Origin of the sequence: Klebsiella sp. RC2, assembly GCF_014192815.1 — a bacterium.
Lineage (GTDB): Bacteria > Pseudomonadota > Gammaproteobacteria > Enterobacterales > Enterobacteriaceae > Klebsiella > Klebsiella variicola.
The window spans coordinates 170860-195489 of sequence record NZ_JACHYL010000002.1 but is presented as its reverse complement, the minus strand read 5'-3'; the positions used below and the strand labels follow the sequence as shown (position 1 = coordinate 195489).

General features: G+C 58.1%; 25 protein-coding genes. 13 read left to right on the top strand and 12 right to left on the bottom strand.

What is annotated here, in order from left to right; translation table 11 throughout:
- The first annotated feature begins 41 nt into the window (after window positions 1–41).
- From rimK to FHW76_RS05680, 10 genes are all read left to right on the top strand, one after another.
- Window positions 42–944, top strand: a complete 903-nt coding sequence (rimK, locus tag FHW76_RS05725; RefSeq protein ID WP_012542349.1) for a 30S ribosomal protein S6--L-glutamate ligase — start codon at window positions 42–44, stop codon at window positions 942–944.
- An 88-nt stretch (window positions 945–1032) separates the two neighbouring features.
- Window positions 1033–1512, top strand: coding sequence for a YbjN domain-containing protein (locus FHW76_RS05720; RefSeq protein WP_002896365.1), 480 nt, complete (start codon window positions 1033–1035; stop codon window positions 1510–1512).
- A 348-nt stretch (window positions 1513–1860) separates the two neighbouring features.
- Window positions 1861–2973, top strand: a complete 1113-nt coding sequence (gene potF, locus FHW76_RS05715; protein ID WP_002896368.1) for a spermidine/putrescine ABC transporter substrate-binding protein PotF — start codon at window positions 1861–1863, stop codon at window positions 2971–2973.
- A 163-nt stretch (window positions 2974–3136) separates the two neighbouring features.
- Window positions 3137–4270 (top strand): putrescine ABC transporter ATP-binding subunit PotG, encoded by a 1134-nt coding sequence (gene potG, locus FHW76_RS05710; RefSeq protein ID WP_012542348.1) that lies wholly within the window; start codon window positions 3137–3139, stop codon window positions 4268–4270.
- A 10-nt stretch (window positions 4271–4280) separates the two neighbouring features.
- Window positions 4281–5234 (top strand): putrescine ABC transporter permease PotH, encoded by a 954-nt coding sequence (gene potH / locus FHW76_RS05705; protein WP_008805816.1) that lies wholly within the window; start codon window positions 4281–4283, stop codon window positions 5232–5234.
- A complete protein-coding gene (gene potI / locus FHW76_RS05700) occupies window positions 5231–6076 on the top strand; it encodes a putrescine ABC transporter permease PotI (RefSeq protein ID WP_002896372.1) in 846 nt (281 codons plus the stop codon). Before potH ends, potI begins: the two co-directional genes overlap by 4 nt.
- 57 nt (window positions 6077–6133) lie before the next feature.
- The gene (locus FHW76_RS05695) at window positions 6134–6622 is read left to right on the top strand and encodes a YbjO family protein (protein ID WP_008805817.1); all 489 of its coding nucleotides are present in this window, start codon (window positions 6134–6136) and stop codon (window positions 6620–6622) included.
- A gap of 41 nt (window positions 6623–6663) precedes the next feature.
- On the top strand, window positions 6664–7791 hold the full coding sequence (rlmC, locus tag FHW76_RS05690; RefSeq protein ID WP_050887551.1) for a 23S rRNA (uracil(747)-C(5))-methyltransferase RlmC: 1128 nt from the start codon (window positions 6664–6666) through the stop codon (window positions 7789–7791).
- Between the two features lie 78 nt (window positions 7792–7869).
- Window positions 7870–8586 (top strand): response regulator transcription factor, encoded by a 717-nt coding sequence (locus FHW76_RS05685; protein ID WP_012542345.1) that lies wholly within the window; start codon window positions 7870–7872, stop codon window positions 8584–8586.
- Complete coding sequence (locus FHW76_RS05680; protein ID WP_012542344.1) at window positions 8583–10055, top strand: ATP-binding protein; 1473 nt, start codon at window positions 8583–8585, stop codon at window positions 10053–10055. The genes FHW76_RS05685 and FHW76_RS05680 overlap by 4 nt, the downstream gene beginning before the upstream one ends.
- Window positions 10056–10138: 83 nt before the next feature.
- Here FHW76_RS05680 and artJ read toward each other — a convergent pair whose 3' ends face one another.
- The 7 genes from artJ to yahO form a co-directional block, all read right to left on the bottom strand.
- Complete coding sequence (gene artJ / locus FHW76_RS05675; protein ID WP_008805821.1) at window positions 10139–10870, bottom strand: arginine ABC transporter substrate-binding protein ArtJ; 732 nt, start codon at window positions 10868–10870, stop codon at window positions 10139–10141.
- Between the two features lie 184 nt (window positions 10871–11054).
- A complete protein-coding gene (gene artM / locus FHW76_RS05670; protein WP_008805822.1) occupies window positions 11055–11723 on the bottom strand; it encodes an arginine ABC transporter permease ArtM in 669 nt (222 codons plus the stop codon).
- The gene (artQ, locus tag FHW76_RS05665; RefSeq protein WP_002896386.1) at window positions 11723–12439 is read right to left on the bottom strand and encodes an arginine ABC transporter permease ArtQ; all 717 of its coding nucleotides are present in this window, start codon (window positions 12437–12439) and stop codon (window positions 11723–11725) included. Before artQ ends, artM begins: the two co-directional genes overlap by 1 nt.
- Before the next feature lie 6 nt (window positions 12440–12445).
- The gene (artI, locus tag FHW76_RS05660; RefSeq protein ID WP_002896390.1) at window positions 12446–13177 is read right to left on the bottom strand and encodes an arginine ABC transporter substrate-binding protein ArtI; all 732 of its coding nucleotides are present in this window, start codon (window positions 13175–13177) and stop codon (window positions 12446–12448) included.
- A gap of 20 nt (window positions 13178–13197) precedes the next feature.
- The gene (artP, locus tag FHW76_RS05655; RefSeq protein WP_012968630.1) at window positions 13198–13926 is read right to left on the bottom strand and encodes an arginine ABC transporter ATP-binding protein ArtP; all 729 of its coding nucleotides are present in this window, start codon (window positions 13924–13926) and stop codon (window positions 13198–13200) included.
- Between the two features lie 226 nt (window positions 13927–14152).
- Window positions 14153–14668 (bottom strand): lipoprotein, encoded by a 516-nt coding sequence (locus FHW76_RS05650; RefSeq protein WP_012968629.1) that lies wholly within the window; start codon window positions 14666–14668, stop codon window positions 14153–14155.
- Window positions 14669–14922: 254 nt separating this feature from the next.
- Window positions 14923–15195, bottom strand: a complete 273-nt coding sequence (gene yahO, locus FHW76_RS05645) for a DUF1471 family periplasmic protein YahO (protein WP_008805825.1) — start codon at window positions 15193–15195, stop codon at window positions 14923–14925.
- A gap of 361 nt (window positions 15196–15556) precedes the next feature.
- Here yahO and FHW76_RS05640 point away from each other — a divergent pair, with 361 nt between their 5' ends.
- Together FHW76_RS05640 and FHW76_RS05635 are read left to right on the top strand one after the other, a co-directional pair.
- Entirely contained in the window at window positions 15557–16696 is a 1140-nt protein-coding gene (locus tag FHW76_RS05640; protein WP_183476377.1) for a GGDEF domain-containing protein, read from the top strand.
- A gap of 31 nt (window positions 16697–16727) precedes the next feature.
- Window positions 16728–17558: an N-acetylmuramoyl-L-alanine amidase gene (locus FHW76_RS05635; RefSeq protein WP_008805827.1), complete on the top strand. Its 831-nt coding sequence runs from the start codon at window positions 16728–16730 to the stop codon at window positions 17556–17558.
- Here FHW76_RS05635 and FHW76_RS05630 read toward each other — a convergent pair.
- From FHW76_RS05630 to poxB, 4 genes are all read right to left on the bottom strand, one after another.
- Window positions 17555–18568 (bottom strand): NAD(P)-dependent oxidoreductase, encoded by a 1014-nt coding sequence (locus tag FHW76_RS05630; protein ID WP_008805828.1) that lies wholly within the window; start codon window positions 18566–18568, stop codon window positions 17555–17557. The genes FHW76_RS05635 and FHW76_RS05630 overlap by 4 nt on opposite strands.
- A gap of 87 nt (window positions 18569–18655) precedes the next feature.
- Window positions 18656–20098, bottom strand: a complete 1443-nt coding sequence (locus FHW76_RS05625; RefSeq protein ID WP_047666196.1) for an SDR family oxidoreductase — start codon at window positions 20096–20098, stop codon at window positions 18656–18658.
- A 10-nt stretch (window positions 20099–20108) separates the two neighbouring features.
- A complete protein-coding gene (gene ltaE / locus FHW76_RS05620) occupies window positions 20109–21110 on the bottom strand; it encodes a low-specificity L-threonine aldolase (protein WP_023297312.1) in 1002 nt (333 codons plus the stop codon).
- A gap of 38 nt (window positions 21111–21148) precedes the next feature.
- Window positions 21149–22867 carry a ubiquinone-dependent pyruvate dehydrogenase gene (gene poxB / locus FHW76_RS05615; RefSeq protein ID WP_008805831.1) on the bottom strand — a complete coding sequence of 573 codons (1719 nt, stop codon included), beginning with the start codon at window positions 22865–22867 and terminating at the stop codon, window positions 21149–21151.
- Between the two features lie 151 nt (window positions 22868–23018).
- Between poxB and FHW76_RS05610 the strand changes: the two genes are divergently transcribed.
- Window positions 23019–23453 carry a DoxX family protein gene (locus FHW76_RS05610; RefSeq protein ID WP_016160554.1) on the top strand — a complete coding sequence of 145 codons (435 nt, stop codon included), beginning with the start codon at window positions 23019–23021 and terminating at the stop codon, window positions 23451–23453.
- A gap of 207 nt (window positions 23454–23660) precedes the next feature.
- Here the strand turns inward: FHW76_RS05610 and hcr are convergent, their stop codons facing one another.
- Window positions 23661–24629, bottom strand: coding sequence for an NADH oxidoreductase (gene hcr / locus FHW76_RS05605; protein ID WP_008805833.1), 969 nt, complete (start codon window positions 24627–24629; stop codon window positions 23661–23663).
- Window position 24630 lies beyond the last annotated feature (1 nt).

Below are 24630 nucleotides of genomic sequence, written 5' to 3'. Positions count from 1 at the left end.
GCTGAGGCCCGCCAGAGCGGGTCTTTTTGCAGAGGTGCAGGATGAAAATTGCCATATTATCCCGGGATGGAACGCTTTATTCATGTCGACGCCTGCGCGAAGCGGCGCAACAGCGCGGGCATCAGGTCGAGATCCTCGATCCGCTTTCCTGTTATATGAATGTCAGTCCGGTGGCATCGTCCATCCACTACAAAGGGCGTCAGCTACCGCATTTTGATGCGGTGATCCCGCGGATTGGCTCGGCGATCACCTACTATGGCACCGCGGCTTTGCGTCAGTTTGAACTATTGGGAAGCTATCCGCTGAATGAGTCGGTCGCCATCACCCGCGCTCGCGATAAGCTGCGCTCGCTGCAGCTGCTGGCGCGCCAGGGCATCGATTTGCCGCTGACCGGCATCGCTCACTCCCCCGATGACACCAGCGACCTGATCGCCATGGTGGGCGGGGCACCGCTGGTGGTGAAGCTGGTGGAAGGCACCCAGGGGATCGGCGTGGTGCTGGCGGAGACCCGTCAGGCGGCGGAGAGCGTGATCGACGCCTTTCGCGGGCTGAATGCGCATATTCTGGTGCAGGAATATATTGCCGAGGCGAAAGGCTGCGATATTCGCTGCCTGGTGGTCGGCAATGAGGTGGTGGCGGCGATCGAACGGCGGGCTAAAGAGGGCGACTTTCGTTCTAACCTGCACCGCGGCGGCATGGCCACGGTGGCGCAGATTAGCGACGAGGAGCGGGCGATTGCCATCAAGGCGACGCAAACCCTTGGGCTCGATGTCGCCGGTGTCGATATTTTACGCGCCACCCGCGGGCCGCTGGTGATGGAGGTGAATGCCTCGCCGGGGCTGGAAGGGGTGGAAACCACCACCGGCGTGGACATCGCCAGCCGGATGATCGCCTGGATCGAGCGCCAGGCGACGCCGGAATTCTGTTTGAAAATAGGCGGCTAGCCGCTGGATGCAAGTCTGTCATGGTATGCGGCGCTTTTTTTGCGTAAGCTATGGCGTCGTTTTTTCATTGTAAGGGGTCACAGGCACTATGGATTCACTGGTCGTTCCAGGTCTGGATACGCTACGCCGCTGGCTGGATGAGATCGGCATCAGCTTTTTTGAGTGCGATTCCTGCCAGGCATTGCATCTGCCGCATATGCAGAATTTCGACGGTATTTTTGATGCCAAAATTGACCTGGTAGACAACGTGGTGCTCTTTTCCGCCCTCGCGGAGGTGAAGCCGTCCGCTCTGCTGGCGCTGTCGGCGGATCTCTCGGCTATCAACGCCAGTTCGTTAACTGTGAAGGCGTTTATCGATATTCAGGACGATAACTTGCCCAAGCTGGTGGTCTGTCAGTCGTTGTCTATCGGCCCGGGGGTGACCATGGAGCAGTTCGCCTGGTTCTTCCGCCAAAGCGAAGAGCAGATCTCAATGGTGATCCTCGAAGCCGGCGCCAACCAGCTGCTGTACAAAGGCGAAGAAGAAGAGCCCGCGGCGGAAAACGTGCAATACCATTTTCTTCACTAAACCTGCCTAAAATTAGCGCAGCCACTACCGCAGCGGCTGCGTATTACCCGCTTTTATTCTGCGTTTACCCTTCTCTTAAAGCATTATTCACCGCCATTCAGGCCGTTTTGGCTTATCACGTAGACCGTTATTGCATAAAAATTTGATAAAAGGCGTTTTTTTACCTGGGCTATAGCCTCTTATTCTGGCTACAGTTATTCTGGCGATGCTTCCAGTTGCGAGCAACCACTCCGGGAGAGATCCGCTCTCCTTTTCTCAGGCAATGAAAAAATATGCATGATTCTTGCATGCGTTGAAATGCGTATATTTGAGCCCGTAAATTAACGGGCGTTGAGAAGGATAAGAGATATGACCGCCTTTGGTAAAAAATGGTTAACAGGTCTGGTTACGGGTGCGCTGATGGCCGTCTCTGCCGGTTCGCTCGCCGCCGAACAAAAAACCCTGCATGTTTATAACTGGTCTGATTATATTGCGCCGGACACGGTAGCGAATTTTGAAAAAGAGACCGGGATTAAAGTCGTGTATGACGTTTTTGATTCCAACGAAGTACTGGAAGGCAAATTAATGGCCGGCAGCACCGGTTTCGACCTGGTGGTACCGTCGGCAAGCTTCCTTGAGCGCCAGCTGGCGGCGGGCGTGTTCCAGCCGCTGGACAAGAGCAAGCTGCCCAACTGGAAGAACCTTGATCCCGAAGTGTTGAAGCTGGTCGCCAAGCATGACCCTGAGAATAAATACGCCATGCCTTACCTGTGGGCGACGACGGGCATTGGCTACAACGTGGATAAGGTGAAAGCCGTCCTCGGTAAAGATGCGCCGGTGGACAGCTGGGATCTGGTGCTGAAGCCGGAGAACCTTGAAAAACTGAAAAGCTGCGGCGTCTCCTTCCTCGACGCGCCGGAAGAGATTTTCGCCACCGTGCTGAACTACCTCGGCAAGGATCCGAACAGCAGCAAAGCGGATGATTATACCGGCCCGGCGACCGATCTGCTGCTGAAGCTGCGGCCGAACATTCGCTACTTCCACTCTTCGCAATATATTAATGACCTTGCCAACGGCGACATCTGCGTGGCGATCGGCTGGGCAGGGGATGTCTGGCAGGCGGCCAACCGCGCGAAAGAGGCGAAAAATGGCGTCAACGTCTCCTACTTTATTCCGAAGGAAGGCGCGCTGGCGTTCTTTGATGTCTTTGCCATGCCGGCCGACGCCAAGAATAAAGATGAAGCCTATCAGTTCCTTAACTATCTGATGCGCCCGGATGTGATCGCTAAAATCAGCGACCAGGTGTTCTACGCCAACGGCAACAAGGCCTCCACACCGCTGGTCAGCGAGACGATCCGTAACAACCCGGCGATTTATCCGCCAGCGGATGTGTTCGCCAAACTGTTCACGCTGAAGGTGCAGGATCCGAAGATTGACCGCGTGCGCACTCGCGCGTGGACCAAAGTGAAGAGCGGCAAATAATCTCTGACGGCCCGTCGAACACGGGCCGAATCAGATCTGCACTCGCCGGGAAATGGCAGCGCGCCCGGCGAGCAGAAGCACCAGGATGGTGCAATTGCACTGTTAAGCACGAAGTATGGCACCGGACCATATGGTGATCGTTTTTTTGCCGGAGAGCACCCGATTGAACGACGTAATGCCCCGCCCACAGGCGAAAGCCCCCAAAGCGCTGACCCCGCTACTGGAAATCCGTAACTTAACCAAGTCGTTCGATGGCCAGCACGCGGTCGACGACGTCAGTCTCACTATCTATAAAGGCGAAATTTTTGCTCTGCTGGGCGCATCAGGCTGCGGGAAATCGACCCTGCTGCGTATGCTGGCGGGCTTTGAACAACCGACCGCCGGGCAGATTATGCTCGACGGCGTAGATCTGGCGCGCGTGCCGCCCTATCAGCGGCCTATCAATATGATGTTCCAGTCCTACGCCCTGTTTCCCCATATGACCGTTGAGCAGAATATCGCCTTCGGTCTGAAGCAGGATCGTCTGCCTAAGGCGGAAATCACCGCCCGGGTGCAGGAGATGCTGGCTCTGGTGCATATGCAGGAATATGCCAAACGCAAGCCGCACCAGCTCTCTGGCGGCCAGCGCCAGCGCGTCGCGCTGGCGCGTAGCCTGGCGAAACGGCCGAAGCTGCTGCTACTCGATGAGCCGATGGGCGCGCTGGACAAAAAGCTGCGCGATCGCATGCAGCTGGAGGTAGTGGATATTCTCGAACGCGTTGGCGTGACCTGCGTGATGGTGACTCACGACCAGGAAGAGGCGATGACGATGGCGGGCCGTATCGCCATCATGAACCGCGGCAAGTTTGTGCAGATTGGCGAACCGGAAGAGATTTACGAGCACCCGACCACCCGCTATAGCGCCGAGTTCATCGGCTCGGTGAACGTCTTTGAAGGGCTGGTGAAGGAGCGTCTGGAGGATGGCCTGGTGTTGAGTTCGCCAGGACTGGTGCACCCGCTGAAGGTCGACCCCGACGCGTCGGTGGTGGACAACGTGCCGGTCTGGGTGGCGCTGCGCCCGGAGAAGATCATGCTGTGCGATGAACCACCGGCGGACGGCTACAATTTTGCCGTCGGCGAGGTGATTCATATCGCCTATCTCGGGGATCTCTCTATCTATCATGTGCGCCTGCAAAGCGGGCAGATGATCAGCGCCCAGTTGCAGAATGAACACCGCCATCGGAAAGGAACGCCCACCTGGGGTGACGAGGTGCGTTTATGCTGGGATGCGGATAGCTGCGTAGTGCTGACGGTGTAAGGAGAGGGCGATGAGTACCGTTGAATCCCCGTCAGGGGCGAAAAAACCGGGCGGCTTCGGGCTGTGGGCGGCGCGCCTGCAGATGGCGCATGGCCGCAAGCTGGTGATTGCGCTGCCCTATCTGTGGCTGATCCTGTTGTTCATGCTGCCGTTCCTGATCGTGTTCAAGATAAGTCTTGCCGAGATGGCGCGGGCGATCCCTCCCTACACCGAGCTGATGGAGTGGGCGGATGGCCAGCTGACGCTGACCCTCAACTTTGCCAACTTCCTGCAGTTGACTGACGATCCGCTCTATTTCGAAGCTTATCTCCAGTCGCTGCAGGTGGCGGGCATATCGACGATCTGCTGCCTGCTGCTGGGCTATCCGCTGGCCTGGGCGGTGGCGCACAGCAAGCCGTCGACGCGCAATATTCTTCTGCTGCTGGTGATCCTGCCGTCGTGGACGTCATTCTTAATCCGCGTTTATGCCTGGATGGGGCTGCTGAAAAGCAACGGCGTGTTGAATAACTTCCTGCTGTGGTTAGGGGTTATCGATCAACCGCTGGAGATCCTGCACACCAACCTGGCGGTGTATATCGGTATTGTGTATGCCTATCTGCCGTTTATGGTGCTGCCGATCTACACCGCGCTGACCCGCATCGACTATTCGCTGGTGGAGGCCTCGCTGGATCTCGGCGCCCGGCCGCTGAAGACCTTCTTCCAGGTGATCGTCCCGCTCACCAAAGGCGGCATTATTGCCGGTTCGATGCTGGTGTTTATCCCGGCGGTGGGGGAGTTCGTGATCCCGGAACTGCTGGGCGGGCCGGACAGCATCATGATTGGCCGCGTGCTGTGGCAGGAGTTCTTTAACAACCGCGACTGGCCGGTCGCCTCGGCAGTGGCGATTGTCATGCTGCTGCTGCTGATCGTGCCGATCATGTGGTTCCACAAGCACCAGCAAAAACAGATGGGAGAGCAGGGATGAACGACTTGCCGGTAGTACGCTCGCCGTGGCGCATTCTGATCCTCGTGCTTGGGTTCACCTTCCTCTATGCCCCGATGCTGATGCTGGTGATCTACTCGTTCAACAGCTCGAAGCTGGTAACGGTCTGGGCCGGGTGGTCGACGCGCTGGTATAGCGAACTGTTCCACGATGATGCGATGATGAGCGCGGTAGGGTTGAGCCTGACCATCGCCGCCTGCGCGGCGACGGCGGCGGCGATCCTCGGTACCATCGCCGCGGTGGTGATGGTGCGCTTTGGACGCTTTCGCGGGTCTAATGGCTTCGCATTTATGATCACCGCGCCGCTGGTTATGCCGGACGTGATCACCGGTCTCTCGCTGCTGCTGCTTTTCGTGGCGCTGGGACATGCCATTGGCTGGCCGTCGGATCGCGGGATGTTGACCATCTGGCTGGCGCACGTCACCTTCTGTACCGCCTATGTGGCGGTGGTGATCTCCTCGCGGCTGCGTGAACTGGACCACTCGATCGAAGAGGCGGCGATGGATCTGGGCGCCGCGCCGCTGAAGGTCTTTTTCGTCATCACGCTGCCGATGATTATGCCAGCGGTGATCTCCGGCTGGCTGCTGGCGTTCACGCTGTCGCTGGATGACCTGGTGATCGCCAGCTTTGTCTCCGGTCCCGGGGCCACGACGTTACCGATGCTGGTCTTCTCCAGCGTGCGCATGGGGGTCAACCCGGAGATTAACGCCCTGGCGACGCTCATCCTTGGCGTGGTCGGTATTGTTGGTTTTATCGCCTGGTATTTGATGGCCCGCGCAGAAAAGCAGCGAGTGCGCGATATCCAGCGTGCAAGACAAGGCTGAACCACCTAAAATCGGTACAGCAGCCTCCGGTCGGCGCCACCCTGTGGCGCCGTTTTCATGGAAGACATTACGTTGGGATTGTTTACGAAAACTCGCTCATCGCATGCCCGCCTTAACGTCCCTGCGCTGGTGCAGGTGGCGGCCTTTGCTATTATTTTGATCCGCGCTCTGGACCTGCTGATGATCCTCAATCTGTTGGGTCTGCAGGGGCTGAACGAATTCATACACCGCAGCGTCCAGACCTGGAACCTGACGCTGGTCTTCCTCGGCAGCCTGGCGCTGGTATTTGTCGAAATCTGGTGCGCCTTCTCGCTGGTGAAAGGGCGCAACTGGGCGCGCTGGGTCTATCTGCTGACGCAGATTATCGCCGCCGGCTACCTGTGGGCGGCGTCGCTGGGCTACGGGTATCCGGAACTGTTCAGCATTCCCGGCGAATCCAAACGGGAGATCTTCCACTCGCTGGTGATGCAAAAACTGCCGGATCTGCTGGTTCTGACGCTGCTGTTTGTGCCGGCGAACTGCCGTCGGTTTTTCCGCCTGCAATAACGGTGATACAATCCCCGCCCCTGGATTTTTGAAGGTCAATTATGCATTGCGCACTCTACGACGCCGGCCGCTGCCGCTCCTGTCAATGGCTGGAGCGGCCGGTCCCGCAACAGCTCGCCGATAAAATGGCCGATCTGCGCACGCTGCTGGCGGCGATCCCGGTCGCTGCCTGGGGCGAGCCGGTCAGCGGGCCAGAGACGGCCTTTCGTAACAAGGCCAAGATGGTGGTCAGCGGCAGCGTTGAGCGTCCGCTGCTGGGGATGCTGCATCGCGATGGCACCCCGGTGGATCTCACCGACTGCCCGCTCTATCCTTCATCGTTTGCGCCGGTGTTTGCCGTCCTGAAGCCCTTTATCGCCCGCGCCGGGTTAACCCCCTATAACGTCGCGCGCAAGCGCGGGGAGCTGAAATATCTGCTGCTAACCGCCAGCCAGCAGGGGGAGATGATGCTGCGCTTCGTACTGCGCTCAGAGGCCAAGCTGGCTCAGCTGCGCGCCGCGCTGCCGTGGCTGCAGGCGCAGCTCCCGCAGCTCAAGGTGATCACGGCGAATATCCAGCCGGTGCATATGGCAATCATGGAAGGCGAGCAGGAGATCTTCTTCACCGAACAGCAGGCGCTGGGGGAGGTCTTTAATGAGGTGCCGCTGTGGATCCGCCCGCAAAGTTTCTTTCAGACCAACCCGGCGGTAGCCAGTCGGCTGTATGCCACCGCCCGCGACTGGGTGCGCGCGCTGCCGGTCCAGCATATGTGGGATCTGTTTTGCGGCGTCGGGGGATTTGGCCTGCACTGCGCGACGCCGGCGATGCGCCTGACCGGTATCGAGATTGCCCCGGAAGCGATCGCCTGCGCCAGACAGTCAGCCGCGCAGCTGGGGCTCAGCAATCTGCATTTTAAGGCGCTGGACTCGACGCAGTTCGCCACTCATGAAGCGGATATCCCGCAGCTGGTGTTGGTCAACCCGCCGCGCCGCGGCATTGGCGCCGAACTGTGCGACTATTTAAGCCGCATGGCACCGCCCTATATCATCTATTCCAGCTGTAACGCTCGCACCATGGCGACCGATATTGCCCGTCTTCGCGGCTATCGCGTCGAGCGGGTCCAGCTGTTTGATATGTTCCCTCACACCGCGCACTACGAAGTGCTGACCCTGCTGGTCCGCGAAGTTTAAACAAAATGTGAAGGCTTTGCGCCGCTGAAATCAGGTAAGCTTGGCGCTGCATGTTTTGTTATTGGTGGGGGGAATCTAATGGCCAAAACCATTCTGCTGGTGGAAGATGACGAGGATATTGCCACGCTGCTGCGGCTCAATCTTCAGGATGAGGGCTATCAGATTGTGCATGAAGCCGACGGCGACCAGGCCCTTGTCCAGCTGGAAAAGCAGGTCTGGGATGCGGTGATCCTTGATTTGATGCTGCCTGGCGTCGATGGCCTGGAGATCTGCCGGCGTATCCGTCAGATGACCCGTTACCTGCCAGTAATTATCATCAGCGCTCGCACCAGCGAAATGCACCGCGTGCTGGGCCTGGAGATGGGCGCCGATGATTATCTGGCGAAGCCCTTTTCACTGCTGGAGCTTATCGCCCGCGTCAAAGCGCTGTTTCGTCGCCAGGAGGCGATGGGGCAGAACCTGCTGATGGACGCTGGGCGCCTGTCCTGCCATGGCCTGAGCATCGATCCGCTGTCGCGCGAAGTGAAGCTGCGCGGCGAGGTGGTGGACCTGACGCCGCGCGAATTCGATCTGCTCTATTACTTCGCCCGCCATCCCGGTGAGGTGTTTTCGCGGCTGGCGCTGCTGGAGCAGGTCTGGGGATATCAGCACGAGGGCTATGAGCACACGGTTAATACCCATATCAACCGCCTGCGCAGCAAAATCGAACGTGACCCGGCGGAGCCGGACATTATTCTTACCGTCTGGGGTAAAGGCTATAAATTCGCCCCGATGTCGCAAGAGGTCGCCCCGTGATCCGCCGCCTGAGCCTCAGCCAGCGGTTGGCGCTGGTGGTGGTCTCCCTGCTGATGCTGTGCGCGGCGGCGGTATGCGCCGTTCAGTTACACAGCAGCGCGCAGTATGGCAACGCCATGGTGCAGCGCCTCTCCGCCGGGCTGGCTCAGCAGATTGTCGCCCGCGAGCCGCTGCTGGACGCCCACGGCGGGGTCAACCGGCAAACCCTGAAGTCGTTGTTCGACCGCCTGATGACCTTTAACCCCAGCGTGGAGCTCTATCTGCTGTCGCCGGATGGCGACCTGCTGGCCGATGCGGCGCCGCCGGGACATATCCAGCGCCAGCGTATCGATATGGCGCCAGTGCAGGCTTTTCTCACCGGCAGTGCGTCGCCGGTGTATGGCGACGATCCACGTAGTCTCGACGGACGAAAAGTCTTCAGCGCCGCTCCGCTGCGCGTCGACGGGCAGCTGCGCGGCTACCTGTATATCATTTTGCAGGGAGAGACCTTTAATCAGCTGGCGGCCGACGCCTGGCAAAAAACGCTGTGGAGCATTGTTCTGTGGACGCTGCTGCTGGTGGCCCTGTTTGGCCTTCTGACAGGGGGGCTGGCATGGTTCTGGGTCACCCGGCCGGTCCGCCAGCTCACCGCCCAGGTCGCGGCGAGCGGCCAGGACAGCATCAGCGCCATCAAAACTCTGGCGGCCCGCACGCCGGAGCCCCTGCCTGGTAACGAGGTGGCGGTGCTCGAGAATCGCTTTATTGACCTTGCGCAGCAGATAGCCGGCCAGTGGGATCGGCTGGCCGACAGCGACCGCCAGCGCCGCGAATTTGTGGCCAATATCTCCCATGATTTGCGTACGCCGCTCACCTCGCTGCTGGGGTATCTGGAAACGCTGACGCTGAAGGATGAACGGCTGACCGCCGAGGAGCGCAGGCAATATCTCACCATCGCCCTGCGTCAGGGCAACAAAGTGCGCCATCTCTCGCAGCAGCTGTTTGAGCTGGCGCGACTGGAGCACGGGAGCATTAAGCCGCAGCGCGAGCGTTTTGCGATGGGGGAGCTGATCTCCGATGTCGCGCAGAAGTTTGAATTAACTGCCCGCACGCGCGAGGTGAACCTGCGTATTGATGTGCCGGGACCGCTGCCGCTGATTAACGCCGATGTGTCGATGATTGAGAGGGTGGTGACCAACCTGCTCGATAACGCGATGCGGCATACGCCCGTCGGCGGGGAGATCCGTCTGGCGGTCTGGCAGGAGGATCAACAGCTCCAGGTGGAAGTGGCCGACAACGGAACGGGCGTCGATGCCGCGCTGCGCGACGATCTGTTCCAGCGGCCGTCGGCGTTGTCTACCCAGGCATCGCGGGAGGATCGCGGCGGGTTAGGGCTACTGATTGTGAAACGAATGCTGGAGTTGCACGGGGGCGGTATCAGACTGGTGGAGTCGGTAAGTGGGGCGCGGTTCAGGTTCTTCGTGCCACTTTAAGACATTGCCGGATGGCGGATACGCCTTACCCGGCTACGGGGGAAGAGTAGGCCGGGTAAGCGCAGTGCCACCCGGCAAAAAATTTACTCCGGGAACCATTGGTTGCTGATTTTCTGGTAGGTACCGTCGGCCTTAATCGCTTTCAGCGCGGCGTTCAGTTTCTCCAGCAGCGCCTTGTTATCCGGGCGCACGGCAATGCCGAGTCCGGTGCCGAAGTATTGCGGATCCGTCACTTTCGGCGTGGCTGCGCCCAACTGCGGGTTGGTTTTCAGCCACTCGTTGACCACTGCGGTATCGCCGAACACGCCGTCGATACGGCCATTTTTCAGATCGATAATCGCATTCTGGTAGCTGTCATAGGCGACGGTCTTCACCTCAGGATGTTTATCCTGCAGATATTTCTGATGGGTGGTGCCGTTTTCCATGCCGATCCGTTTGCCTTTCAGGTCATCGAAGGAATGGAACGCGTCTTTTTTGGCGATCACCAGCGCCGAGTTGGCGTAGTACGGGTCGGTGAAGGCCACCTGCTTGCTGCGTTCCGGCGTAATATCCATTCCGGAAATCACCGCATCATATTTCTTGAACTTCAGTGCCGGGATCAGGCTGTCAAAAGCGTGGTTGGTAAAGGTACATTCTGCCTGCATTTGTTTGCACAGCGCTTTGGCCAGGTCGAGATCGAAACCAACAATCTGATTATTGGCATCCATCGATTCAAACGGCGGATAGGTTGCGGACACGCCGAAGCTGATTTTCTCTGCGGCGGCAGCGCCGAAGGTGAACGTGGTGAGCAGTGCAGCCAGAACTAACTTTTTCATCGTGGAACTCCCGTCTGTCAATCTTATGATTATTCGCCGTGTCTGCGGCATAGAGTGACAATGCCATTAAATGAATTTATATGCAATAAATATGATTAAATATTTTTAATGCCATAAAAAAAGACGGACAGGTGTTAGACTTGTCCGTCTTGTTGTCTGCTTTTTATGCAATAAGGCTCAGGCGCTAGTTACGTCGCTCGAAGGCCAGCGCTTTACGTTCCACCAGGCGCATCAGCAGCGTCAGCAGTCCGTTGACGATGAGATAGATAATCCCGGCGGCGCCGAACACCATCACGTCGTAGGTGCGTCCGTACAGCAGCTGGCCGTGGCCCATTACTTCCATCAGGGTGATGGTGTAGGCCAGAGAGGTACTCTTGAAAACCAGCACCACTTCGTTGGAATAGGACGACAGCGCACGCTTAAAGGCATACGGCAGCAGGATCGCCAGGGTATCCTTTTTACTCATCCCCAGCGCGCTGCACGACTGCCATTGCCCGTCGGGGATCGCCCGGATGGCGCCATAAAACAACTGAGTGGTGTAGGCGGCGCTGTTGAGCGACAGGGCGATCAGAGCGCACAGCCACGGTTCAGAGATAAGATGCCACAGCCACGGATAATCCTGCAGCGAAGGAAACTGTCCGGGGCCGTAGTAAATCAGGAAGATCTGCACCAGCAGCGGCGTACCGGTAAACAGGGTGATATAGCCGCGGACTATCCACACCAGCCCCGGCGTCTTCAGCGTCAGGATAATGGTGAAAATCAGCGACAGGATCAGCGCCACGATAATCGACGCCACGGTCAGCGTCAGGCTGGTATGAAGCCCTTTCAGCAGTTCGGGTAAGTAGTCGAGCATCAGCCTGGTCTCCGTTCGAAGCGCGTCGCACGCTGGTCAATCCGCTTAAGGATGTATTGACTCAACAGGGTGATGACGAGATAGATTGCCGCCGCAATGATATACCAGTTAAAGGGTTCCTGAGTGCGGGTGGCGATGCTTTTGGTCTGCAGCATCAGATCGTTGACGCTGATCAGGCTCACCAGCGCGGTGTCCTTCAGCAGCACCAGCCACTGGTTACCGAGGCCAGGCAGAGCATGGCGCCACATCTGCGGCATCACCAGACGGAAGAATATAGCCGCTTTCGACAGCCCCAGCGCCTGGCCGGACTCCCACTGACCCTGCGGAACGGCTTTCAGCGCGCCGCGCAGCGTTTGCGAGGCGTAGGCGGCATACAGCAGCGACAGGGCGATCGCCCCGCAGAGGAACGGACTGACGTCAAAGTTCTCAATCTGCATCTGCACCGGGATCTGCGTGAACCCGAGCGGGATGGTGAAACCGTCAGAGAGCGTCAGCAGCAGCTGGGAAGAGCCGAAATAGATAAACAGCACTACCAGAATTTCCGGTAGTCCGCGCAGGATGGTCACAATGCCGGTTGCAAGCCAGGCTACCGGGCGCCATTTCACTGACTCCAGTACCGCAAAGAGCATCGCCAGGACCAGGCCGATGACGAGCGCGCAAACGGCAAGGCCGACGGTCATCCCGGCGGCGCTTGCTAATGGAAAAATTTCGTTCATTCAGTCTTACTTCTGGAACCATTTGTTATAGATGGTCTGGTAAGTGCCGTCTTTCTTCACTTTTTCCAGCGCAGCGTTAAATTTCTGCTGCAGGTCGGTGTTGCCCTGACGCACGGCAATGCCCAGCCCGGTGCCGAAATAGGCTTTGTCGGTCACTTTGTCGCCCACGGCCGCCAGCTTCGGATTGCTCTTCAGCCATTCGGTGACCACGGCGGTATCGCCAAAGACCGCGTCAATACGACCGTTCTGCAGGTCCAGCTTCGCATTCTGGTAGCTGTCGTAAGGAACGGTAGTAATTTCCGGATGTTTATCGGTGATGAATTTCTGGTGGGTGGTGCCGTTCTGCACGCCCACTTTTTTGCCCTTCAGCTGGTCAATGCTGGTGAACTTACCCTGCTGACCGACGAACAGCGCCGAGTTGTCATAATACGGGGTAGAGAACAGCACCTGCTTTTCACGCTCCGGCGTGATGTCCATCCCGGCCATGACCGCGTCGAAACGGCGGAATTTCAGTCCCGGGATCAGGCTGTCAAAGGCCTGGTTGGTAAAGGTACAAGTGGCATCGATCTCTTTACACAGCGCGTTCGCCAGATCGACATCGAAACCGACGATCTGGTTGTTGGCGTCCACCAGCTCAAACGGAGGGTAGGAGGCCTCGGTGGCGAAACGAATGGTCTGCGCGGCGGAAGCGGAGAGGCTCATGCCTGCGAGCAGGGCGGCAATCAGTACTTTTTTCATCGTCATTTCCCCGAAAAACATCAATGTGAAAGATAGTTTTTAAACGCGTCAGTTTGCGGATGCGTGAAGCAGGAGGCATCCCCTTGCTCGACGATATGGCCATTTTCCATATACACCACCCGGCTGGCCGTCTTGCGCGCCACTTCAACTTCGTGGGTGACGATAACCTGGGTGATGCCGGTTTCAGCCAGCTCGCGAATGATGCTGACGATCTGAGCCGTGATTTCCGGGTCAAGCGCCGCGGTAGGCTCATCGAACAGCAGGACCTGGGGCTCCATCATTAGCGCGCGGGCGATAGCCACACGCTGCTGCTGGCCGCCGGATAAATGCAGCGGGTAGCGATCGCTGTAAGGCTTCAGACGCAGACGCTCCAGCAGTTTCTCTGCGCGAGCCAGCGCCTGATCCTTGCTTAACCCCAGTACGCGGCAGGGGGCTTCGATCAGGTTCTGCTGTACCGTCAGGTGCGGCCACAGGTTGTATTGCTGGAAGACCATGCCGACGTTCTGACGCAGCTCGCGAATCGCTTTATCGGATGGCGCTTTGGTGAAGTCGAATTGGTTGCCGGCGATGGATAACGAACCGGACCGCGGCATCTCCAGCAGGTTGAGTACGCGCAGCAGCGAGCTCTTCCCGGCACCGCTGGGGCCGAGCAGCACCAGCGTTTCCCCCTGCGGGCAATCCAGCGTGATGTCGAACAGCGCCTGGTGTGCGCCGTAGAAGCAATTAATGCCGTTTAGTTTAATACTCATCTGGGCAGTCTGATACGAATAGCTATTGAGGCCGCAAATACTACCTTTGGCAGAATAGTTATGCAATATTTATGCGTTAAAAGTTAAATCTAAACCACGTTTAGCTTTAAAGTTAGCACAAAATATGGCCTGGTGGGTGAGGGGGGCGCAAATGTCGGCATTCCTGGGGCGAATACCGACATTTTACCGGGGTTATCGTTTCAGCGGGGTGGCTTCAACTCCGGAATCAGCGTTTCTCCAGACTCTGTCGCAGCGTCCCGGCTGGCGCATGGCTGTTGTTGCCGAGATAGCGGACGTCATCGACAGCCCAGCACTGGCCTTCCTGGATCATCAGCACTTCATCTTTCCAGCTCTGGGTGCCCTGTTTTAGTTCGACGCGCAGCGGAATATTGCGCGCATCACGGTTCGGGATGGTGGAGGCGCTGGCGACCACGGCGCTGTCTGCTGGGGTGCTGCTGCTGGAGAACGGGTTAGCCTGCAGCAGTTTGCTGTTGGCCGGATCCTGGCGGGCGTCATTGAGTAACTGCGCCAGTCCGTCGCTCAGATAGGGGCGCAGCGCCGCCGGATCCTGAGTGCGGTTCTGGATCTGAGTGTCATAGAATTTTTGCGCTACGTCGTCAGGGCCGCCTTCGACACAGGGGCCGCTGCGGGTACCATTATCTTTATAGGCCGGGGTGACGGTCGTACAGGCGCTGAGCGCCAGCGCGCAAGGGAGAAGTACAGCAAGAAGTTTGTAGCGCATGATGATTTCCTTATAAGCGAACTACGTTTTCAGTTTCCGTTAAAGCATAGCGTATAGCGTGCGGATTGTACTTGACGCAAAGAGCTAAGACCTTGATGTGACAACGGCCTTAAGGCAGGAAGTCGACAATGCGCATCACCGAATGATATTCAGGCAGGAAAAACCAGGCGCCGTTTAAAAATAAACAGACTTTTTGGGCAAACAAGAAACATTACCCGGACAATAGGATAATGTTTCTTGAGATATAAGATTAATTACTTCTTCTTATAGATGTTAGCGGAGACGTGCAGTTTTTTATCGGTATTACCGGAAGAGAGCACGATAACGTCCGCGCCTTTTTCATCGGCCTTTTTAATCAGCTCTTCACGGGCATCGCTCGGCGCAGTCTGGCCGGTAGAGGAAATGGTGCCGATTTTGGTATATTGCGTATGGACCTTATTAAAGGCTTCTTTCGTTAAAATCTCAGCGGAGAAGGCGTTCGCCGTTAAAAACAATGCTGCACCTGCCACTAAAGCTGCATATTTCATATTTTTAGACTCCATTGTTTATTTTGCTATCATCATGCTCTTGTTTTAACTCACCAATGAGCGATTTCAGATTGTACTAACGCCGCTTTTTTTTCAAGCAAAATACTGCAATTTTATGACGATTAGTTAACGCTTTTTTAAAGAAAAGATGACGAGGTTCTCATTGATAATGCTTGCTTTTTTTTGCGGAATGAACATTGAGGCGACGCAAGACCTTTTTTTACTGTGGTTAGCTGAAAATTAGCTGAGGCGCACGCAGGAGAAGGGGCCGGGACGCTGACAGACATTCCCGGTAACATGGTTTATCATATAGAACAGCAGGGGCTGCACCCATGGTCATGCAGGTCACCAGGGAGATAAGATGTTAACAAATAAGCGAGAGCAGGCCCGGCAGCAGCGAGCCGCGTTGTGGGCCACCAAAGATAATGTTCAGCGCCATGCGCTGTCCATGAGTATGCCCTGGCTGGCCTTTGTCAATATCGCTTTTGCGTTAATGATTTTCTTCCGCAATTTTATCTTTACCTATTTTGATAAGAAGTTACTGACGCACCGGGCGGTTATTCCTTATATCGAAGTGGCGCTGATCGCGGTTATTATTATTTCGGCCGTTTTAGTGATTATTGCCGTCACGCCGCGGCTGGCGCAGGGGCGATATACGCTGAATATCATCACCGGGCTGCTGCTGGCGCTCAGCCTGTGCTGGTCCCTGAGTAATTACTGTTTTATCTTTTTCTGGACCTTGCCCTTCGCCTGGCCGCTGCTGGTGATTTTAATGACCACCGGCCTCACCGCGCTCTATCACCACTGGCCCGGCATTATCGCCTTTATGCTCCCAATGTGGGTGACCGCCTTGCTGGCAGGGGTGCAGATTCACTATGACGGTGAATTTCGTTTTTTGACCTTATGGGCTATTTTCACCGCGATTTTGCTTTATGGACGGCGTATTCTGCAGCGCTGGTATGATGAAGCCTGGGATACGCATCAGGAAAATATGCAGCTTATCCAGCGGCTGGAAAGTATCGCTAACCGGGATGCCTTAACCGGAACGGCCAATCGCCGGGCACTGAATGCTTTTCTGGCGCAGCTCTGGGAGCAAAAAGCGCCGTTAGCGCTGATCATGATCGATGTCGATTACTTTAAGCGTTATAACGACCATTACGGCCATCAGGCCGGCGATGACTGCTTATCGTCTGTCGCGCAGGTGCTTAAAATGGCGGTGCGGGCTGAGGACGATTTGGTGGCCCGCTACGGCGGCGAGGAGTTTGTCGTGTCGCTGCCGGGGGTTTCCTTAGCGCACGCCACCGTCATTGCCGAGCGCATTCAGCAGAAAATCCACGACGCGGCCTTGCCGCATGAAGCCTCTGCAGTGGCGGCGGTAGTGACCGTCAGCATGGGCGTGGTGGCTTCCGACGGCACGGTCCCGATGGAGACGCTGATCGCCCGGGCGGACAGTGCGTTGTACCAGGCTAAAAATAAAGGACGTAATCAATGGTCTTATTAACCCGGCTCCACTGCCGGGCGAGGGAAAGGGGATGAAACGGATTGCGCAGGTCGCCCTGCTGGCGCTGCTGTTAACCGGCTGTGCCGGGGAAAAGGGAATTATCGATCGCGATGGATACCAGCTGGACACTCGCCATCCGGCGCAGGCGGCCTATCCGCGAATAAAAGTGCTGGTGATCCACTATACGGCAGACAATTTTGATGTTTCTCTGGCGACGTTGACCGATAAAGAGGTCAGCTCCCACTATTTAATCCCCGAGCAGCCGCCGCGTTATCAGCATAAACCGCGGATCTGGCAGCTGGTGCCGGAAGAGGATTTAGCCTGGCATGCCGGGGTGAGCTACTGGCGCGGCAGTACGCGTATCAATGATACGTCCATCGGCATTGAGCTGGAGAACCGTGGCTGGCAGAAGACGGCGGGCGTCAAAAGCTTTACCCCCTTCCACCCGGAACAGATAGCGGCCCTGATCCCGCTGGCGCGCGATATTATCACCCGCTACCACATCGCGCCGCAGAACGTGGTGGCCCATGCCGATATCGCGCCGCAGCGTAAAGACGATCCGGGGCCGCTGTTTCCCTGGCAGCAGCTGGCGCAGCAGGGGATCGGCGCCTGGCCAGACGAGCAGCGAGTGGCCTTTTATCTGAACGGACGGCCGGCCAGCGATCCCGTTGACCCAGAGGTGGTGCTGGATTTGCTGGCGCGCTACGGCTATCAGGTGACGCCGGAGATGACCCCCGCGCAGAAGAAGCGGGTGATTATCGCCTTCCAGATGCACTTCCGTCCGCAGCGCTGGGATGGCGTAGCGGATGCGCAAACTGAAGCGATAGCCGAGGCGCTGTTAGAAAAATATGGCCAGGGTTAGCGGTGAAGTTTACCGTGGTCGCGTAGCCAGGCGGCGGTACGCACAATGCCGTCGTCAAGCGTCACCACCGGCTGATAGCCCAGTTCATCCTGCGCGCGGGTGATGTCGAGCGTAAAATCAAAGTTAAGTTTGGAAACGCCGTAGTGGGTAAAGGCGGGCTCTTTGGCTGTTTTATCGCCAAAACGTTCCATGCTGCGGGCAATAATATCCAGCATCGGGTAGGGAACTGAGCGGATCCGGCACTTGATGCCCAGCTCGTCGATCAGTTTCTGCACGATGCTTCGCAAGGTGCGCGGTTCGCCGTTGCTGATATTCCACGCGCGGGCGGAAGGAAGATGATCGCAGGCCGACTGGCTCGCCAGCCACATCGCATGCACGGCGTTTTCATAATAGGTCATGTCGACCAGCGCGCTGCCGCCCCGCGGCAACAGGACGCTGCCATAATGCTGCATCATTTGCGCCAGCCGGGGAATAAAGACTTTATCGTGCGGCCCGAACAAGCTCTGCGGACGCAGAATGGTAAAACGGGTGTGCGGGTTGGCCTGCGCCAGCAGGTTGATCACCTCCTCGCTGGCCGCCTTGCTGCGGGCAAACTCGTTGGCGAAGCGATGCGGGCGGAAATCTTCCTGGATATCGCGATGGTGGTGATAATCGAAATAGAGCGATGGCGAAGAGATATGGACGAAATTGCGCACCCCCCATGCCACAGACCATTCGCCCAGACGGCGGGTGGCGCGGACGTTAGCGAGATCGAAAGCCTGCTGGGTGCCCCAGGGCGAGGTAAAGCTGGAGCAGTGCCACAGGGTATCGATACCGGCGAGCATCACTTTAGCCTGCGAAGAGACCAGCTCGGTTAAATCGGCCGGGATGAATTCTGCCCCCATTTTGCTCAGAAGCTTACCCATCGCTTCGTTGCGCCCGGTGGCTCTCACGCTGATGCCCTTATTGCGCAGATATTCCACTGCGTTGCGGCCTAATCCGCTGGTCGCACCGGTAACCAGTACCTTCATATCACTCTACTGTCCCAGAAAAGAATTTCGTGCGCATTTTTCCGTGATTCTCCCGACTATGCAATGAGAATCATGAAAGAATAATGCTTATCCTTGGTCTCTGCCTGAGATTTGTTCGGCCAGCCGGGCGATGCGTTGCGCCATACCGCGGAAAATAAACAGGTGCGCCGGGATCATCAGCAGCCAGTAGATCAGTCCGGGCATACCGTGCGGGTGCCACCAGGCGCGCACGTCCAGTTCGCGATGGTCGCCTTTATCGTTTATCGTAAAGCTTAACCGGCCCAGCCCCGGCGCTTTCATACCGAACAGCAGGGTGAGCTGTTTTTCTTCCTCCACGATAATTACCTTCCAGCTGTCGACCGTATCGCCGGTTTGCAGATAGTCGCGCTGCGGCCGTCCTTTGGCTAACCGATGGCCGACCAGCAGGTCCATCGCACCACGGGTTTTCCACAGCAGATTGCCGAAAAAATACCCCTCTTTACCACCGATTTGGTTAACGACCTGCCACAAGGCCTGGCGGCTCGCCTGGGTGGTGACGGTGCAGCCAGCCTGTTTCGGAAAGTAGCCGTACTCCGGTCGCCAGCGGGCGAAAGCCTGGGCGTCGTAGCCCCAGTCGCTGGAGTTTACCAGCTGCTCTTCTTCTTTCAGCGTGCGGCGAACCGCCTGATCGAAGGGGATCAGCGTTTGCGGGATCAGCGCTCGCAGCGTCCGGTCGTCGGCGATCAGATCGTGCTTCAGCCCCTGAATCAGCGCCCTGGCGATGGTAGGCGGCACCGAGGTGATAACGTTAAGAAACCACACTGAGATCCAGCGCGTCGGCAGGGGAATGGGAATGAGCGGGCGATGTTTACCGCTGACGGCCATAAAGTGGATAAACTGCTGCTGATAGCTTAACACCTCCGGACCGGCGGCTTCGAAGACGCGATGCGCGTTGGACGGATGATTCAGCAGCTCAACCAGGTCAACAAGCAGATTTTCCAGGGCGACAGGGGTGGTACGCGAGCGTACCCAGCGCGGGGGAGTGAGCACTGGCAGGTTATAAACCATATCGCGCATCACCTCGAAGGCGGCAGAGCCGGCGCCGACGATAATCCCGGCCCGCAGTTCGGTCACCGGCACGCCCGACTCACGCAGGACCTCACCGGTCACCTGGCGGGCGCGCAGATGGTCAGATTGTTCCTGCGCCGGGGCCTGCAGCGAACTGAGAAATATCACCTGGCGCACTGACGACTGACGCAGGGCATCGCGCACATGCGTGGCCACCCGGCGTTCATGGGCGATAAAATCGCCGCCTTCGCCCATACCGTGTACCAGATAATAAAGGGTATCGATGCCGGCGAGCAGTGCAGGCAGAGCCTGCGGCTGATTAAGATCGACTGACCGACAGGTGACGCCGGGCAAATCGAGTTTTTGCAGTCGGTCGATGTGGCGTGCCGCCGCCAGCACTGGATAACCCCGCGCGCTTAACTCGCGCACCAAATGCTGGCCAATATAGCCGCTGGCGCCGAGCACCAGAACCGATTGCGACACGCCTGACTCCTTAGCGCTGTAAAAAAGCCTGCCAGTGAGCGACCACCTCGCTCAGCTGCTGACGGTTGACATCCAGGTGAGTGACCAGACGGACAACAGGCGAGGCGTTAATCAACACGCCGCGCGCCTGCATAAACTCGCCGAGCGCCGGGGCCTGCGCTTCGCCAACGCGCACAAACAGCATGTTGGTATCATGGCGGGTGACGTCGGCGCCGATGGCGCGAAGCTGCTCCGCCATCCACGCGGCGTTGTCATGATCCTCCTGCAGGCGCTGTACGTTATTTTTCAGCGCGTACAGCCCGGCAGCGGCCAGTATGCCCGCCTGGCGCATGCCGCCGCCAACCATTTTCCGCCAGCGGATAGCACGGCGAATGTATGCCTCGCTGCCCAGCAATAGCGAGCCTACCGGGGTGCCAAGCCCCTTTGACAGGCAGATGGTGAAGGAGTCGCAGTACTGAGCGATATCACGCAGTTCGCAGCCGTAGGCCACGACGGCGTTAAAGATACGCGCGCCGTCGACGTGCAGCGCCAGGTCGCGCTGGCGGGTAAACGCCCAGGCTTCCTGCAGATAGTCGCGCGGCAGCACCTTACCGTTGTGGGTGTTTTCCAGGCTCAGCAGGCGGGTGGGGGCAAAATGGATATCGTCGGGTTTGATTTTCGCCGCCACTTTATCCAGCGGCAGCGAACCATCGGCTGCGGCGTCAATCGGCTGTGGCTGAATACTGCCGAGTACTGCCGCACCGCCGGCTTCGTACAGATAGTTATGCGCCCCCTGGCCGACGATATACTCTTCGCCGCGCTGGCAGTGGCTGAGCAGGCCAACGAGGTTGGCCTGGGTGCCGGTGGGCAGAAAAAGCGCCGCCTCTTTGCCGGCGAGGTCGGCGGCATAGCGCTGCAGTTCATTGACGGTAGGGTCGTCGCCATACACATCGTCCCCGACCGGGGCGGCCATCATGGCCTCCAGCATGGCGCGCCCGGGACGGGTAACGGTATCACTGCGTAAATCGATCACGGCTTTTCCTTGGTCTGGTTCAACGTATTGCTTCTGTTTTACCTGAGCCAGTTGGTTTTCGCCAGTTCGATGACCTCATCGCCGCGCCCGCTGATGATCGCCCGCAGCATATACAGGCTAAAGCCTTTGGCCTGCTCCAGCTTGATCTGCGGCGGGATAGCCAGCTCCTCTTTGGCGACGACGACGTCGACCAGCACCGGACCGTCGGTGCGGAAGGCGGTCTGCAGCGCTTCATCCACCTCGGAGGCTTTTTCAACGCGTATACCTTTGATACCGCAGGCCTCGGCGATGCGGGCGAAGTTGGTATCGTGGAGCTCCGTACCGTCGGTGAGATAGCCCCCGGCCTTCATCTCCATCGCCACGAAGCCCAGCACGCTGTTGTTAAAGATGACAATTTTCACCGGCAGCTTCATCTGCGCCAGCGACAGAAAATCGCCCATCAGCATGCTGAAGCCGCCGTCGCCGCACATGGCCACTACCTGCCGTTCCGGAGCGGTGGCCTGGGCGCCGATGGCCTGCGGCATGGCGTTGGCCATTGAGCCGTGGTTGAACGAGCCCAGCAGGCGGCGTTTGCCGTTCATTTTGAGATAGCGTGCCGCCCAGACGGTGGGGGTGCCGACATCGCAGGTGAAAATGGCGTCTTCATCGGCAAAATGACTGATCTGCTGCGCCAGATACTGCGGGTGAATGGCTTTATCGCTGGGCTTCGCCAGGTCGTCGAGTCCTTTTCGCGCGTCGCGATAGTGCTCCAGCGCTTTATCCAGGAAGTGGCGATCGGTTTTCTCTTCCAGCAGCGGCAGCAGCGCTTTTAGCGTCGATTTAATATCGCCCACCAGCGCCATATCGACCTTACTGTGGGCGCCAATGCTGCCGGGGTTAATGTCGATCTGAATAATTTTGGCGTCGGTTGGATAGAAGGCGCGATAGGGGAACTGGGTGCCCAGCAGGATCAGGGTATCGGCGTTCATCATGGTGTGGAAGCCAGAAGAGAAGCCAATCAGCCCGGTCATGCCGACATCGTACGGATTGTCGTACTCCACGTGCTCTTTGCCGCGCAGGGCGTGGACGATGGGGGCTTTAATTTTGGCCGCGAACTCCACCAGCTCCTGATGAGCGCCGGCGCAGCCGCTGCCGCACATGAGCGCGATATTGCTGGAGTAGCGAATAAGCTGCGCCAGCTTGCGCAGTTCTTCTTCCGCCGGAGTGACCGTCGGCAACGGCGCATGATACCAGTGGCTGCTGGCGCTCTCCGGGGCGGCCTTCAGCGCCACGTCGCCGGGCAGCACCACCACCGAGACGCCGCGGTTAATCACCGCTTTACGCATGGCGATGGCCAGCACCTGCGGAATTTGTTCCGGGGTGGAGACCAGCTCGCAGTAGTGGCTGCATTCGCGGAACAGCTCCTGAGGATGGGTCTCCTGAAAATAGCCGCTGCCGATTTCGCTGGAGGGGATGTGGGCGGCAATGGCCAGCACCGGCACATGGTTACGATGACAGTCAAACAGACCGTTAATCAGATGCAGGTTGCCCGGCCCGCAGGAGCCGGCGCAGACCGCCAGTTCGCCGGTCAGCTGCGCCTCGGCGCCAGCGGCGAAAGCAGCCACCTCTTCGTGCCGGGTGGGCATCCAGTCGATGGTGCCCATGCGGTTCAGACTATCGCTCAATCCATTGAGGGAATCTCCGGTGACGCCCCAGATACGTTTCACGCCGGCCTGTTCCAGCGTTTTGGCAATGTATGCGGCCACGGTTTGTTTCATGATCTCCATCTCCTTTTTGTGATAACGCCTTCAAGCTTAGATGAAACTGCAGGTTACGTTGCTGATTGTCCCTTATTTTTTGCTGGTTTTATTGCTGAAAAATTGTGCATACTCAGGGACCTCACAGGTTGTAAAACAGGAAGCACATCAGATGGTTAAGGGAATGTTAAACGCAGTAAATAAAACGCTGTCGCATGACGACGCCGGTAAACTCTTGTTACGACTCGCCGTCGGCGGGTTAATGCTGTTTCACGGTCTGCACAAGCTGCTGGACGGCGTGGGCGGGATCAGCGGCATGCTGGTGGCGAAGGGGTTGCCGGGGTTCATCGCCTACGGTGTGCTGGTGGGGGAAGTGGTCGCTCCCTGCTTGTTAATTCTCGGCGTCCTGACACGTCCGGCGGCGCTGGTGCTGGCGTTCACCATGGTGGTGGCGTGGCTGATGGTCGGTCTCGGCAAGACGTTTGCGCTTGATGCAGTGGGGGCGTGGGCCATTGAGAACCTGGTCTATTTCTTTGTTGGCGCGCTGGCGATTGCGCTACTCGGCGCAGGGCGTTATTCGCTGGCCGGCCAGTCGGCCTGGCGGTAAAAATGCCTCATTTGTCCTGGGGCGTAAAGTCGATACTGTTGCCGGTTTGCAACTTTTTCAGTCTGAGAAAATGTTTATCTCATGTCGCCTGAGCGTTTATTGTCGCCCGGGATTTTCCCGGAGTCGGCGCATTGCGCCTTCTCCGGGCTACCCAATCGCACAGCGCTGTAGCCCCGGTAAGCGGTAGCGCCACCGGGGATTTTGACCTCAGGCGAGAACCAGATCGCTCTGCGGATGGCAGGAGCAGGCCAGCACATAGCCGTCGGCGATTTCGGCGTCGGTTAACGTCATGGTGCTGGTGACGCTGTACTTCCCGGAAACCACTTTGGTTTTACAGCAGCCGCAGACGCCGGCGCGGCAGGCGACGGTCACCGGCACTTTATTGCTCTCTAGCGCATCAAGCAGTGTGGTGCCCACCGGCGCGTAAAACTCGCGCGCCGGCTGCAGTTTGGTAAATTTCAGTCCACTGGTCGCGGCTTCCGCCACCGGGGTGAAGAACTTCTCCTTAAAGAAGCGGGTGACGCCCAGGGCGGCAACATCCTGCTCGACCTTCTCCATATAAGGCGCCGGGCCGCAGGTCATCACGGTGCGGCTGGCTAAATCCGGCACGCTCTGCAGCAGCTCCCGGGTCAGACGGCCGGCGACAAAGCCATGAGTGGCATGGTGCTCTGCCACCAGGGTGACCGGATACTGGCGCCACTCCTCGGCAAAGATCACATCCTCCGGCGAACGCACGCAATAGATCACCTGCACGTCGGCCTGCGGTCGATACTTCGCCAGCCAGCGACGCATCGACATTATCGGCGTTACGCCGCAGCCGGCGGCCAGCAGCAGGAATTTATCTTCCGCTTTATCGTCGCAGGTAAACTCGCCCATCGCATCGGACAGCCAAAGGTAATCGCCGCGTTTGACCTCGCGGGTCAACCACTGCGAACCCGCGCCCTCGTCAATACGGCGAACGGTCAGCGTAATGTACTCGCTGACCCCCGGCGTGGAGGAAAGGGTATAGGCGCGCAGCGTTTCCGCCGAGTGACACACGCTGACCAGGGCATACTGGCCGGCGCGGTACGGATAGTAATCGTGGCACAGCAGCGAAAGGGTCCACACGTCCGGGGTTTCCTGGTGAATGTGGTGAACCTGCATCCGCCACGGGCACTGGGAGGTTGGCATGGTCATC